At 33.3% G+C, this 13,677-nt stretch carries 12 protein-coding genes and 1 pseudogene; 4 read left to right on the forward strand and 9 right to left on the reverse strand.

Translation table 11 applies throughout. The annotated features are described in order from the left end of the window. Nucleotides 1–160 precede the first annotated feature (160 nt). Nucleotides 161–1,345 carry a hypothetical protein gene (locus tag QLS71_RS18215; protein WP_308992299.1) on the forward strand — a complete coding sequence of 395 codons (1,185 nt, stop codon included), beginning with the start codon at nt 161–163 and terminating at the stop codon, nt 1,343–1,345. Between the two features lie 102 nt (nt 1,346–1,447). Here the strand turns inward: QLS71_RS18215 and QLS71_RS19240 are convergent, their stop codons facing one another. The 5 genes and pseudogenes from QLS71_RS19240 to ytxJ form a co-directional block, all read right to left on the reverse strand. Further along, nucleotides 1,448–1,813, reverse strand: coding sequence for an HNH endonuclease (locus QLS71_RS19240; RefSeq protein ID WP_369077084.1), 366 nt, complete (start codon nt 1,811–1,813; stop codon nt 1,448–1,450). A 91-nt stretch (nt 1,814–1,904) separates the two neighbouring features. Then, nucleotides 1,905–2,270: pseudogene (locus QLS71_RS18220) on the reverse strand (YDG/SRA domain-containing protein); the annotation flags it as partial. A 193-nt stretch (nt 2,271–2,463) separates the two neighbouring features. Next, nucleotides 2,464–4,149, reverse strand: a complete 1,686-nt coding sequence (locus QLS71_RS18225; RefSeq protein WP_308992298.1) for a pseudouridine synthase — start codon at nt 4,147–4,149, stop codon at nt 2,464–2,466. Continuing rightward, nucleotides 4,142–4,534, reverse strand: a complete 393-nt coding sequence (locus tag QLS71_RS18230; protein ID WP_308992297.1) for a gamma-glutamylcyclotransferase family protein — start codon at nt 4,532–4,534, stop codon at nt 4,142–4,144. Before QLS71_RS18230 ends, QLS71_RS18225 begins: the two co-directional genes overlap by 8 nt. 13 nt (nt 4,535–4,547) lie before the next feature. After that, on the reverse strand, nt 4,548–4,937 hold the full coding sequence (gene ytxJ, locus QLS71_RS18235; protein ID WP_308992296.1) for a bacillithiol system redox-active protein YtxJ: 390 nt from the start codon (nt 4,935–4,937) through the stop codon (nt 4,548–4,550). 278 nt (nt 4,938–5,215) lie between these two features. Between ytxJ and clpB the strand changes: the two genes are divergently transcribed. Together clpB and deoC are read left to right on the forward strand one after the other, a co-directional pair. Then, a complete protein-coding gene (clpB, locus tag QLS71_RS18240) occupies nt 5,216–7,816 on the forward strand; it encodes an ATP-dependent chaperone ClpB (protein ID WP_308992295.1) in 2,601 nt (866 codons plus the stop codon). Between the two features lie 326 nt (nt 7,817–8,142). Next, on the forward strand, nt 8,143–8,871 hold the full coding sequence (gene deoC / locus QLS71_RS18245) for a deoxyribose-phosphate aldolase (protein ID WP_308992294.1): 729 nt from the start codon (nt 8,143–8,145) through the stop codon (nt 8,869–8,871). A 10-nt stretch (nt 8,872–8,881) separates the two neighbouring features. Here deoC and QLS71_RS18250 read toward each other — a convergent pair whose 3' ends face one another. Genes QLS71_RS18250 through QLS71_RS18265 form a run of 4 tightly spaced genes read right to left on the reverse strand, consistent with a single transcriptional unit; the run spans nt 8,882 to nt 12,310 of the window. Further along, nucleotides 8,882–9,724, reverse strand: coding sequence for a biotin-dependent carboxyltransferase family protein (locus QLS71_RS18250; protein WP_308992293.1), 843 nt, complete (start codon nt 9,722–9,724; stop codon nt 8,882–8,884). Beyond that, on the reverse strand, nt 9,717–10,448 hold the full coding sequence (gene pxpB / locus QLS71_RS18255) for a 5-oxoprolinase subunit PxpB (protein ID WP_308992292.1): 732 nt from the start codon (nt 10,446–10,448) through the stop codon (nt 9,717–9,719). Before pxpB ends, QLS71_RS18250 begins: the two co-directional genes overlap by 8 nt. A gap of 3 nt (nt 10,449–10,451) precedes the next feature. Further along, entirely contained in the window at nt 10,452–11,192 is a 741-nt protein-coding gene (pxpA, locus tag QLS71_RS18260; RefSeq protein WP_308992291.1) for a 5-oxoprolinase subunit PxpA, read from the reverse strand. A gap of 14 nt (nt 11,193–11,206) precedes the next feature. Further along, the gene (locus QLS71_RS18265) at nt 11,207–12,310 is read right to left on the reverse strand and encodes a DUF2891 domain-containing protein (RefSeq protein WP_308992290.1); all 1,104 of its coding nucleotides are present in this window, start codon (nt 12,308–12,310) and stop codon (nt 11,207–11,209) included. Between the two features lie 353 nt (nt 12,311–12,663). Here QLS71_RS18265 and QLS71_RS18270 point away from each other — a divergent pair, with 353 nt between their 5' ends. Continuing rightward, nucleotides 12,664–13,182 carry a DUF5004 domain-containing protein gene (locus tag QLS71_RS18270; RefSeq protein WP_308992289.1) on the forward strand — a complete coding sequence of 173 codons (519 nt, stop codon included), beginning with the start codon at nt 12,664–12,666 and terminating at the stop codon, nt 13,180–13,182. The last annotated feature ends 495 nt before the right edge of the window (nt 13,183–13,677 follow it).

Consider the following 13,677-nt stretch of genomic DNA (forward strand, 5'->3'; position numbering starts at 1 on the left):
TTACAAGCGGATGCTATATTTGCTTTATTTAATGTCAAATATTTAATAGCAATACATAGTAAAAACGTAATTTATCAATATTTAAAGTATTAATTCCCTATTTTATTTATTTTTGGCATTACTATTGAAATAGTACCCAAATAAACCAAACGTAAAAACCATGATTAAAACATTACTATCTACATTACTATTAGCATGCATCCTATCATCTTGCAGTACTAGTAAACAAATTGAAAAATCATTGAGTGCTGGAAACTACGACCAGGCCATTCATGATGCCATTGGTAAATTACGCACCAATAAGGATAAAAAAGGAAAAGCCGATTTTATCGCCATGCTTCAAGAAGCCTACAACAAAGCTAACGAACGTGACTTAACCGATATTAACTTCCTTAAAAAGGACAATAACCCAGAAAATTATTTGCGTATTTACGATATGTATGTGGGTTTAAATAATCGTCAAGAACTTATTAAACCCATTTTACCCCTTTCTATTAATGGAAAAACGGTGAAATTTAATTTAACCGATTATTCCAGCGACATCATTAAGTTTAAAAATGATGCGTCTTTACAAATTTACAATAATGCCACAGCTCTTTTAAAATCTAAAAACAAATTGGATGCTAGACAAGCATTCGCTATGTTTCAAGATATTGAAGACATTAACCCGAATTACAAAGATGTGCGCAACCTTTTGGAAGTAGCACATACTAAAGGTATTGATTTTGTGTTGGTTGATATGATTAACGATACCCGAAAAACCATCCCAAAACGACTGGAAGACGATTTATTGAACTTTAGCACCTACGGACTTAACAATTTATGGACCGTTTACCACAACACCCGTGTTAAAGAAGTTCATTACGATTACAACATGCGTGTTAATTTAAGAGATATTAATTTATCGCCGGAACAAATTAAGGAACGTCAAATTATTAAAGAAAAACAAGTGGCCGATGGTAAAAAAAATTTACTAGACAGTCGTGGTAAAAAAGTAAAAGACAGCCTTGGTAACGCTGTTCAGGTGGACAGAATGGTAACTGTACGTTGCGAATATTACGAAAGCACCCAATTTAAATCGGCACAGGTAACGGGTAATGTGGAGTATATTAACTTAAAAAACAAGCAATTAGTTGATGCGTTTCCTATAAGTAGTGAATTTGTATTTCAACATGTTTTTGCAAGTTCACAAGGAGATAGACGCGCTTTAGAAACCACATTGTTACCGTTTTTAAATAACCGACGTGTGCCCTTCCCTACCGAAGAACAAATGATTTACGACACCGGCGAAGATTTAAAACTGCAACTCAAACAGATTATAAATTCTTATAACCCGACGAGGTAGAATAATAAAAAAACCTCTAAATATTAATTTAGAGGTTTTTTTATTTATGATGCGTTTCAATTATATTAAGTTTATTTGTGGAACTGACATCATCTACTTAATTTATTTTCCTCTGTTTCTTTCATCATAAAAATGATCAAGATGATATTTTGTAAATTCTTTATTTATTAGATATTCCTTGTGGATTGATAATTCTCCTTCCAACCCAATTAATGTATAGTCATCTAATATTGAAAAGCCTCCATAATCAAACATTACATGATGATTTGGACAAAGACACAAAAGATTATTTTTAGAGTCAGGTCCGTTATGAGGAACTCCTAACGGTTTTATATGAGCAGCTTCAGCATAAAATCCAGATGAAGTTTCTATTTGTATATTACAAACTTGACATTTATAATTATAAAGAGTTTTAATTGATCTAGATAGTTCCGTATCCCGTACTATCCTCTGAACTCTTGTTTCAATTCTTTTTGTTGATTTGTATTCGTCTTGTTCTTCTTGTAGAACATTTGACTGATTTTTTTAAATTATGGTCAATTTTTCTAAGTCTAAATCTCTAAACAACAAATCCACTTCTTCCAATTTCTTTCCAATAATCTTCAACTCTAAAAAGACCATCATAACTGTAACCATCCTTTGGAGCATATTCGGATTTTTTATACATACCTCGAATAACACGGACAGGAAGTCCATTTTTACAACTTTCAGCAAGAGTCAAATTACCTCTAACCAATTCTTGGTTTGTAACTTGTTTGCCTGATGATTGGTCACGCCCACCATGTCCTGTATAAATTATAATATCTCCATAATCTTCGTCATCTTCATAACCTCCTGACACTACAATAGAGTCAGCACCTTCAATTTGACTTCCACTAATTCCTGCCTGAACAGGTTTGTGTACTTTACTAAATGAAAGTTCTAGTCTATTTTTGAACTTTTAACCTTCAAAGGTGTTTTCTATTTTACCAAAAATCCTCATTTTGTTTTGTTATTATTACTTGGCAGAACGTTCTTTTATAATCTATATCATTCAATAATCAAATTTAGAATTTTCCCACCAAAATTTTAAAAAAACAAATAAACAGTTACAAAGAGTTATAAACAAAAATGAAAAATCAAAAAGGCACCTCACAACAAACCGTAAGTTCTTCTTTAGTAATAGGATGCGTAAAACTAATGCGTTCCGCATGTAAGTGGAGTCGGTTGACTTTAGTGCCGTAGAGATCGTCTCCAACAATAGGTATTTGTAAACCTTCGCTATGGGCTGCATGTACACGTAATTGATGGGTGCGCCCTGTAATAGGGTAAAAATAAATGCGGGTTTTTCCGTTTTCTATGCCAACAACTTCGTAGTGAGTGGTAGCTGGTTTACCATGAGTGTAGCACACCAGTTGCTGGGGGCGGTTATCTAAATCCACACGTAACGGCAAGCTTACTGTGCCTTCCATATTAAGTAATTCACCATCTAACACCGCGACATAACGTTTTTTTATACTACGTTCTATAAATTGCTTTTGCAACTGTTTATACACCCGTTTACTTTTGGCTACCAATAACAAACCCGAAGTAGACATATCTAACCTGTGCAATAACAAAGGTCCGGTAGCATTAGGTAAATATGCTTTCATCCTACTTAATACCGATTCGTGGATGTTTTTTCCAGGTACCGATAAAAATTCGTGAGGTTTGTTTACCAACAATAAATAGGCGTCTTCATAAACAATGTCTAAGACCTGATTAAAAACAATTTGGGTTTCAATGGGGTTAGCATCCACCAACAACCCTTGCATCATGTGCCCTAAAATGGGTTCGCACTTACTTCTACACGAAGGGTAAAACTGTTGGTGTTTCCGTACTTCCGATTTTGGTGAGGCACCCCACCAAAATTCCGCCATACAAATAGGTTTCAAATTGTTTTCATAAGCATATTGAAACAACTTGGGTGCTGCACATTCTCCAGAACCCGCTGGTGGCACAGGTGATGTAGTCTCTTTAAAAATTGCAAGTAAATCTTTCGTATCTCCCTCGGCATTTAAAAACTGATATTGCTCGTGAATACGTTGTTGTAACGATGCCGATAAAGTTGCACGCTTGGTTTTCAACTCTTGAATGGGCTGCGTTAAGCTATTCAAATGTAACTCGGCTTCTTGTATACGCTGTTCGCCATCTTTTTTTACATGCTTTAAACGTATTTGATACCCGATGCTTTGTTGGTTTAAAGTTTCAATAAATTCCGCATAAACTTCAGCAGCCATACTCAGTTTTGCAGCTTCACGTTGCTGGGTTCTAAGTTGCTTTTCCGATTTAATTTTGGCTTTAAGTGTGTTTAGTTCTTCCGCGAAAGCAATTTTACTATTTATAAGGTTTGTTTGAGCTGTTTTATACTCTGGATCTTGTTCCAAAATTTCAATCTCTGCATTAATAGCGTTTAGTTGCGTTTCACCCTTTTTATAAAAACCAGCTTCATTTAAAGTATTGTAAACCGTAGGTACAAAACCTTTTATATGATTGCTGTCTGCCAATTTTCCTGAAAATGCAGTTAAATATCCCAAAGTACCTTCAGCAGTTTTAACCACCATAACCCCAAACATTTTACCTATTACCAGTCCGTTTTGATTGGGTTTTAATCCGAAATTATGAATAAAATCGGTTTGGTTTTCTAAATACTCTTGCAATTGTTTTGCAGCCATTACACTCAAGGGATGTGGCTCGTAATAAAACGGAAATGTGAATTTTTCGGGTAAAGCAATGCCCAAAGTGTTTTCTAATGGATGAAAAAATGAATTGCCAAAATTACACATACTTACCAGATGGAATGTGTTGTAAATGTGTTGTTGGTAAATTATAACTATACATCCATGTTTTTACGGTTTCATTAGTTTCTAGATAGGCATCAATGAGGGTGCGTGTGTATTCGTTAGCGTGCTCACCTGTGTCTCCAATGCCTTCATAATCGTCTAAAACTTTAAAGGTTTTTTCTTTATTGAAGATTTTAAAAATATGCCCGTACACTTTATCGGAAGGTTTATCACTTAAAACAGCACCTGGGTACCACGAAATTTTATAAAGATTTCCATTAAAATAGCCTGCACCCACAAACTCAGAGTTTTGTTCTAAAAACTTAGACATGTAACTCTCAAAGTCTTTTAATAACGTGCCGTAAACGAACAAATACTCCGATTCCATTAATACAAAACCTTTAAATAAATGAACTTAAATCTAAACTATTAATACCACCGTGACTTTCATAAGCTTCCACTTCCCCATTTTTCACAACCAACAACTGTGGCGATTCGTGTAGAACTTTAAATTTAGTTGCTATTTCGTTTGAAATCTCGCGGTAATTCAACAAATCTAAATAATACAAATCCAGATGACTTTCGGTAAGATGGTAATCTGCTTCAAATTGTTTTAACACCATACGACTGATACCACATCGGGTTGAATGCTTAAAAATAACCTGTGTTTTGCTGTTAGATTTTGTTTCTATATCTTGTAATTGTTCCAATGTGGTTAATGGAATCCACGGTAAGGTTTTAATTTTTTTTTCTTCGGTTGAACCACTAAATAATTTATTAAATATACCCATGTAACTATGTTTCTTTATTCTGCGAAAGCAAAATGTTTGTTGTAATTTTATATTATATGTATGTAAGTCGCAATCATTTTCAAATCTTACAAACTGACTAAAAGTCACTCGAAACCAGCCTTTAACCGACATTTTGTCTTTAAAATCGTACTGGTAAGATTATTGACTTATACAAGTTGTAAAAGTAAAACAATAAAAAAGATTTACACTTTACATTAAAGAGAAAGAAAGTATTAATAAGATTTCCTTCTTCAAGGGAATTACAAAACTAATTACATATGAACTTAAATAATTATACCATAAAATCGCAAGAAGCCATACAGCAAGCACAACAAATTGCCCAAGGTTTTGGACATCAACAAATTGAAAACGAACACCTTTTTAAAGGGATTTTTGAAGTTGATGAAAACGTACTTCCATTCATTTTAAAAAAATTGAATGTAAACATTAACATCTTGGAACAGGCGCTAGATAAACAGTTAGAAAGTTTTTCTAAAGTAACTGGAAGCGAACTTATGTTGTCTCGTGAAGCTAATAAAACACTTAACGAAGCTGCTATAATCGCTAAAAAAATGAAAGATGATTATGTATCAGTAGAACATTTAATCATTGCTGTTTTTAAATCGAATAGTAAAATAGCACAAATGTTAAAAGATCAAGGTGTTACTGAAAAGGCGCTTACAGCCAGCATCAATGAATTACGCAAAGGTGAAAACGTAACTTCTCAAAGTCAAGAAGAAACCTATAATGCCTTAAATAAATATGCTAAAAATTTAAACCAACTTGCTAAAGATGGCAAACTAGACCCCGTTATTGGTCGTGACGAAGAAATTAGACGCATCCTTCAAATTTTATCACGTAGAACCAAAAACAACCCTATTTTAGTTGGGGAACCTGGTACTGGGAAAACAGCTATTGCTGAAGGTTTAGCACACAGAATTATTGATGGTGATATTCCTGAAAATTTAAAAGACAAACAAATTTTCGCTTTAGATATGGGCGCTTTAATTGCAGGTGCTAAATATAAAGGTGAATTTGAAGAGCGTTTAAAAGCCGTCATAAAAGAAGTAACAACCAGCGAAGGTGATATTGTACTGTTTATAGACGAAATACACACACTTGTTGGCGCTGGTGGCGGTCAAGGTGCCATGGATGCCGCAAACATTTTAAAACCCGCTTTAGCAAGAGGTGAATTGCGCGCTATTGGTGCAACGACTTTAGATGAGTATCAAAAATATTTTGAGAAAGACAAAGCACTAGAACGCCGTTTTCAAAAAGTCATGGTTGATGAACCAGATACCGAAAGTGCCATTTCTATACTTCGTGGTATTAAAGAAAAATATGAAACCCACCATAAAGTTCGTATTAAAGATGAGGCTATTATTGGTGCGGTAGAATTATCACAACGCTACATTACCAACAGGTTTTTACCAGATAAAGCCATTGACTTAATGGATGAAGCTGCTGCTAAATTACGCATGGAAATCAATTCTAAACCCGAAGAATTGGATGTTTTAGATAGAAAGGTAATGCAGTTAGAAATTGAAATCGAAGCTATTAAACGCGAAAAGGACGAAAGCAAACTTAAAGTACTACGCTCTGATTTAGCAAACATTAAGGAACAACGCAATGAATTAAATGCGAAGTGGAAAAGTGAAAAAGAGGTGGTTGAAAACATTCAAAACACCAAACAAAACATTGAAAACTTCAAATTAGAAGCAGAACGTGCTGAACGTGATGGCGATTACGGTAAAGTAGCCGAATTGCGTTATGGCAAAATAAAAGAAGCTCAAGAGCAATTAGAAATATTTCAAACGGAATTAGAAGCAAAATCTGAAAACTCTCTAATAAAAGAAGAAGTTACTTATGATGATATTGCCGAAGTAGTTGCCAAGTGGACTGGTATTCCTGTTACAAAAATGCTACAAAGCGAACGTGAAAAGTTATTAAAACTGGAAGACGAATTACACAAACGTGTGGTGGGTCAAGAAGAAGCTATTGAAGCAGTGAGTGATGCGGTTCGCAGAAGTCGAGCAGGGTTACAAAACCCTAAAAAACCTATAGGTACTTTCTTGTTTTTAGGAACTACAGGAGTAGGTAAAACCGAATTAGCCAAAGCATTAGCGGAATATTTGTTTGATGATGAAAGCGCCATGACTCGTATAGATATGAGCGAATACCAAGAACGTCATGCCGTAAGCAGATTGGTTGGAGCACCTCCAGGGTATGTTGGTTATGATGAAGGCGGACAATTAACAGAAGCGGTAAGACGTAAACCATATTCTGTGGTACTGTTGGATGAAATTGAAAAAGCACATCCAGACACTTTCAATATTCTTTTGCAAGTTTTAGATGAAGGTCATTTAACCGATAACAAAGGACGTATAGCCGATTTTAAAAACACCATTATCATCATGACCTCCAATATAGGAAGCCAGATTATACAAGAACGTTTTGAGGCTACTAAAGATATTGATTCTGCTATTGAAGCTGCTAAAGTAGACGTGTTAGCTCTTTTAAAACAAAGTGTGCGTCCGGAATTCTTAAACAGAATTGATGACACTATCATGTTTACACCTTTAAGCAAAGACAATATAACTGCCATTGTTAAATTACAACTTAAAGGCATCACAAAAATGATTGGACAACAAGGCATTACGTTTGATGCCACTCAAGAAGCGATAACTTATTTAGCCGATAAGGGATACAATCCGGAATATGGTGCGCGTCCTGTAAAACGTGTGATTCAAAAAGACGTATTAAATGCCTTGAGTAAAGAAATTTTAGCAGGCAAAGTAACAACTGATAGCATTATACTATTAGATGCTTTTGATGATAAATTAGTTTTTAGAAATCAAGATGAATTAATAAAAAACTGATTTACAAGATTTTAAAAAATCACTGATTTTTTAGTATCATATGTTGTTAGCTCGTTTTTATTACTAAATTAAATGGTGATTGTTTTAGGTACAATCACCATTTTTTTTACTTGAATAAACTCTAATTATTTGGAGGTAATTCAATAAATTTGAACATATTATTTTTATGTTAAAAAAGTTAATAACATAGTTAATAAAAAAATACACAAAGTCGATAATAGGTAAATTAATATGGCTAAATTAGCATAATTGTAGTCCCCAAGCCTACAGGATTTAGTAGTAACTCTGTTTACAAATAAATAAACCCTCAAAGCCTACTTATCACCATGGACATATCCGCATATATTGATTATTCATTATTAAAAGCCACATCTTCAGAACGAGATGTTATAAACCTGTGTCACGAAGCTAAACTAAATAATTTTTATGCGGTTTGTATCAACACGGCGTATGTAGCTTTAGCAAAGCAACTTTTAGAAAACACTCCTGTAAAAATAGCATCTGTAGTAGGTTTTCCTTTAGGGGCCACCTCTACACCTGCAAAGGTTTATGATGCTAATAAGGCTGTTGAAGATGGTGCTGATGAAATTGAAATGGTTATGAATTTAGGTTTTCTTAAAAGCAAAAATTTCGTGTCTGTTTTAAAAGATATTATCGATGTAAAAATGGCAATAAATAATACACCTTTAAAAGTGATTATTGAAATTTCTGAATTAAATAAAAATGAAATTATCAAAGCATGTAATATTTGCTTAGATGCGCATGTAGATATTATTAAAACTTCTACTGGATTTTCGAAAAATGGAGCCACATTAACAGCTACCAAAATTATTAAGAAAACCGTAAAAGACCAAGCTAAAATAATGGTTTCTGGAGGTATAGAAGACTTTGATACCGCAGTTAAATACCTAGAAGCAGGAGCCGACAGAATAGGTACTTCAACCAATATAAAATCTCCAAATGCCCCTCTTCAAGTTAGAAATGCAAAAATCTATAAAAAATATCTAGAAAATAACCAAAAAGAAACGGTAGAAATAAAACAAACTATTTATTAGCAATTCATTACTATAATTTGAAATTTATCAAGCCACCTGTAAACTTTTGAGCCAAAATATTGATAGCCGATTCTTTAAGTTGTAACACTCTCGGGTAACCACCTGTAGTTTGACAATCTCGCATTAAAATAATCAATTTACCCGACGGTGTTAATTGAACCGTACCAGGAAGTACAGCCGATGTAATAATAGGTTTTAAACTATTTTCTAAAGGTTCAGATAGTTGATAGGCCATACGGTTGTTGTCTTTCGAAATAGTAAACTCTTTTTTAAATAAAAACGCCTGCTCATTTTCAGACAAAAACTCAAATTCAGGACCTTTAAAAACATCTATTTCTTTAGTTGTAAAATATCTGTTATTTACTTTCACTGAAGCATTCTTAATACCTGTATATGAATTATTTTCGTTTATTAATAAGGTATCGTTTTTATAAAGTTTAAACTGATCGGTAACACCTAGATACATACTTCGACTCCCCATGACTTCTTCAGTTTTAAAACCACCAGAAACAGCCAAATAACACCTAAAGCCTTTGCTTAATTTCCCAAAAGACAGCACATCACCTACGTTTATTTTTATATTTTTATTATGTTTTATAGTATTGTTATTTATTCTAGGGGACATAGCAGCACCCGAAATACACACACAGGTTTGGCTGTTAAATTGAAGTTTAGCCCCCGTCATAGTCATTTCAATAACCGCATCATTTTCATTATTTCCTAAAATATGGTTTGCTAAAGCTGCCGAATACACATCCATTGCACCCGAATACGGGACACCATACTTCTGAAAACCAATGCGTCCCAAATCCTGAATACTTGAATACAAACCTGGAGCTAATACTTTAACCATGAAACACCTCGCTTTTTAATTGAAATACTCCCGCTTCTACCAAAACCTTAATGTTATGGTATTCTTTTAAAGAAATGGGTTCAAAAACAATACGGTCTTCTGCTTTCGCAAAACAAGGGGATTTTAATTTAGGATTGAAAAATGCAATAGGTGAATTACCAATAACATGCCAACCTCCGGGACTAGACATAGGGTACACACCTGTTTGATTACCACCAATAGCCACCGCACCTTTTTCTATTTGTAAACGTGGTGTTGTTTTTCGAGCCATATAAAGGGATTCATCTAAACCTCCCAAGTATAAAAAGCCTGGCAAAAAGCCAATAAAGTAAACCGTGTATATAGATTCAGAATGACGCTTAATAATCATGTCTTTTGAAAGCTTTTTTTCCACAGAAATAGTTTCTAAATCAATTCCAAAAACAGCATCATAACATACAGGAATTCTCCATAATACTGACACAGTGTCATTCTTAAAATTTAATGATTTGTATAAGTTTTTAAGCCTATCAGACTCATTTTTAAAACTTTCTAAAAACGAACTATAACTAATTAATAACGAGTTATATGCGTGCTTTAATTCAACAATAGTTTTAATGTTATTTTTTTCTATAGCTGTTTTAAATATCATTATATCTTTTAAAATTTCTTCTTCAATAACCGCTGGCCATTCTACTAAAATAGAACACGCACCAAAACGTTTATATACAAGATTGAAAGCCATAATTTATAATATTTTAACACCTCTCGCTTCCAAATTACTGCGTAGGTTTTTAAGTAATTCAGCCGCATGAAGATTGTCACCATGCACACAAAATGTTTCTGCTTTTATAGGTATATCCGCTCCTGTTATTGTTTTTACTTTTTGCTTATCAATTATATGGAATACATGTTCTAACATGGCGTTCGAATCATGAATTATGGCATTACTATCATTACGCGTTACTAGTGTTAAATCATCATTATAATTTCTATCGGCAAAAGCTTCATAAGTAATGGGGATATTGTTTTGAATTGCTAAGATTTCAATAACCGACTTATAAGGCACATAAAGTTTAACTGGTAGTGCTATACTTTTCATAACTTCAATAATAGTTGTAGCAATTTTAGTATCTGTAGCGGCCATATGATACAAGGCTCCATGAGGTTTCACATGATGTAACATGGTGTTTTCTTCGCTTATTATAGCCATGAGATCGCTTATCTGTTCTTTTAATGATGTAAACAACGTCACACAAGGCATATCCATAAGTTTTCTCCCAAAATTTTCAATATCAGGAAAGGATGGGTGCGCACCAATTTTAACACGGTATTGCTTTGCTAATTTAACCACTTTACGCATGGTTTTATTATTACCCGCATGTCCACCACAAGCAATATTACAGGACGACACATAAGGCATTAAAAGCGATTCGTTACCAACACCTTCACCTACATCTACATTAATATCAATCCTTTGGATTTTCACAAGCTGTATTTATATTATTTAGAAGTGGTGTTCAACGCATAAATAGCAAAACTACCTAGCCAATGACCTCCTTCATAGCTATCTTCAAAAATACTTGATAGCGAATAATTTATATGTTGGTTAGCTAAGTTTTTTAAGTGCTTATATTCGGGTAAATTTTCTGCAATGGTATTTAAACTCCAAGAACGTGAAAAATTAACACCATCTAAATGCACCAAACTGCCATCTTTTCTATCGGAAACCTTTCCTGTTTCCAATATAAAGCTTTTATTCTTTAGTTGGGGCAAAAATTTGTCTAACCATGATTTAAATATTTCAGTTTTTAAAATACGCTTCATGAGTGCCGCTTCTTCTAAGCAAGGTGATAAAAAATCAGTACCACCTGGCTCCCATGTTATAGGACAATTTGCATCGGATAGATAAAAATCTTTTGCACGTTGTTCAATGATGGATTTTAAAGCGGTATTATTTAATGAATTGGCATAGTCCCAAGCAAAACTTAACCCGAATGCAGTGTTTGGATGCTCTCCTACTCGAATGGGATAATTTAACTTAGGCAGAAACTCCATGTATTTTCCAACAATTAAATCGGTTAAAGGTTGTAAATTATTTTCTAATTGTCTCGCCGTTTCACTATCCCACGTATGTAATTCCTCTGCAAGTTTTAGCAACCACGCCCAGCCATAAGTGCGTTCATAGGATTTGTTATGGATGCCATAAAAATAGTTTACTTCGGTTTTTATATTTTCTTTAGAGATATTTTGAAGTAATTTTTGTTTAATGTCATCGGCATTATCCAAGTTGGGAAACTGTTTTAACAGACTTACTAAACTCCAATGACCGTGAACTGCCGAATGCCAATCGAAACAACCATAAAAGGCGGGATGTAATGTTTTGGGCGACTTTAAATCCACATCTCCTCCCAATGTTTGAGACAACCTATTTGGGTACTCTATATCCATGCAATGTAATGGCAATTGGGCTAAACGATTGGCTTGGTCCAAATTTAGAATTGGTTTTGGAGCTATTTCATTATTAGATATTTTATTTTTCTCTTCTTTTGAATGGTTACAACTTACAATTGCACTTGCTAATATTAAGAATAAATATTTCTTCATAAAATTAATTTTCAATACTTTAAGACGCACTTTAAACGGTTTTGCCTTTATTAATTTTTGCGTTTTTTGGTGTTTAGCCCTCTAAATCAACTTATTGTTAAGCGTAAATTTAAACCTTTTAAACAGTTTTTAATAATTGTTATAAAGTATCTTATAACCATCTTTCCACTTAATTACAAACAAATACAAAATACAATGAAATTATTATCATGTAATTTTATACGTTAACCTAACAATCAGTAACATACAAACAAATTATTCAAAAAAATCATTTTAAACTAAAACTTTTTTGTTTTTTGACGCAACTATTTTATCTTTTCGGCATCTTTAAAGAGAATTAAAAACATTGAATTATGAAAAAAACAATTTTATTGCTAAATAGCTTAATGATAGTAGGTATTTTAACTGTTAGTTGTGATAACGACAATGGCCCCGATTGTCCAGATGCGCTTACAGGTGCACTGAGTGAAGTCGAAACTGCATTTACAGGAAATTGGAATTTAAAGAGTATTGTTGCTGATAAAGAAATTGATTTAACCGATGATAATGTTGAGAATCCTTCAACAGACATTTTCGCTCAAAATTCTGATTGTCAAAACGATTTGGCTTATAATTTTGAAAACAACAGAAATTACACATTAAAACAAGGTCTAAATGTAACGGATTGTCAGGATTTAGAGGCTCGTGGAACTTGGGCACTAAACGGAGGCTTATTAACATTTGTAACCAACTGTTCTTCTGATTATACTGCTATTGAGATTAATGAAGATGACACTGAATTTTCTTATACTAGCAATCTCCGTTTTAAAGATGTAAATAATGCTCTTATTGATAGTAAAGTTATTTTCACTTATGAAAAAAACATTCCTTAATACTTTGAATTCATCCGAAGTTTAATATAAAAAAAGAACGAAGCAAAACTTCGTTCTTTTTTTATATACATCTATCTTGCTGGTGTCGTCAAAAATTAGTTTTTAAATTGTAAACACAGTACGTTACTTGTACTTCTACAAATAAGACGCTCGCAACAGCGAGGAACCAAAAGGCATAATAAATCACATACAGTTTAAGTGCCTTTAAAAGATCTAATACCAAAAATTTAGAGTTGTATAATTATATCAGGATTTGTTTAATAATCTGTATAATTATTTTAGGAAGGGTCAACGCCATAATTCACCCGTAGATACTCCGTAGTTATAGGATGGTTATACCATGGTTATAGTATAGTTATAGTATAGATAAAATGTCCTAACGTTAAAAAAGTAGAAACCTAAAAAAGCATACTAAATATACAAAAAACAGATAATAAATCACAACAAAAAACTAACATACTCATGTACTCGCTAGTTTATTTTTCTTTCTTGATC

It is taken from the genome of Mariniflexile litorale (genome assembly GCF_031128465.2).
Classification (GTDB): domain Bacteria; phylum Bacteroidota; class Bacteroidia; order Flavobacteriales; family Flavobacteriaceae; genus Mariniflexile; species Mariniflexile litorale.

Coding starts and splice junctions, on each gene's coding strand:
- QLS71_RS18215 (WP_308992299.1), top strand. CDS start 161: ATGATTAAAACATTACTATCTACATTACTATTAGCATGCATCCTATCA.
- QLS71_RS18225 (WP_308992298.1), bottom strand. CDS start 4,149: ATGTGTAATTTTGGCAATTCATTTTTTCATCCATTAGAAAACACTTTG.
- QLS71_RS18230 (WP_308992297.1), bottom strand. CDS start 4,534: ATGGAATCGGAGTATTTGTTCGTTTACGGCACGTTATTAAAAGACTTT.
- ytxJ (WP_308992296.1), bottom strand. CDS start 4,937: ATGGGTATATTTAATAAATTATTTAGTGGTTCAACCGAAGAAAAAAAA.
- clpB (WP_308992295.1), top strand. CDS start 5,216: ATGAACTTAAATAATTATACCATAAAATCGCAAGAAGCCATACAGCAA.
- deoC (WP_308992294.1), top strand. CDS start 8,143: ATGGACATATCCGCATATATTGATTATTCATTATTAAAAGCCACATCT.
- QLS71_RS18250 (WP_308992293.1), bottom strand. CDS start 9,724: ATGGTTAAAGTATTAGCTCCAGGTTTGTATTCAAGTATTCAGGATTTG.
- pxpB (WP_308992292.1), bottom strand. CDS start 10,448: ATGGCTTTCAATCTTGTATATAAACGTTTTGGTGCGTGTTCTATTTTA.
- QLS71_RS18265 (WP_308992290.1), bottom strand. CDS start 12,310: ATGAAGAAATATTTATTCTTAATATTAGCAAGTGCAATTGTAAGTTGT.
- QLS71_RS18270 (WP_308992289.1), top strand. CDS start 12,664: ATGAAAAAAACAATTTTATTGCTAAATAGCTTAATGATAGTAGGTATT.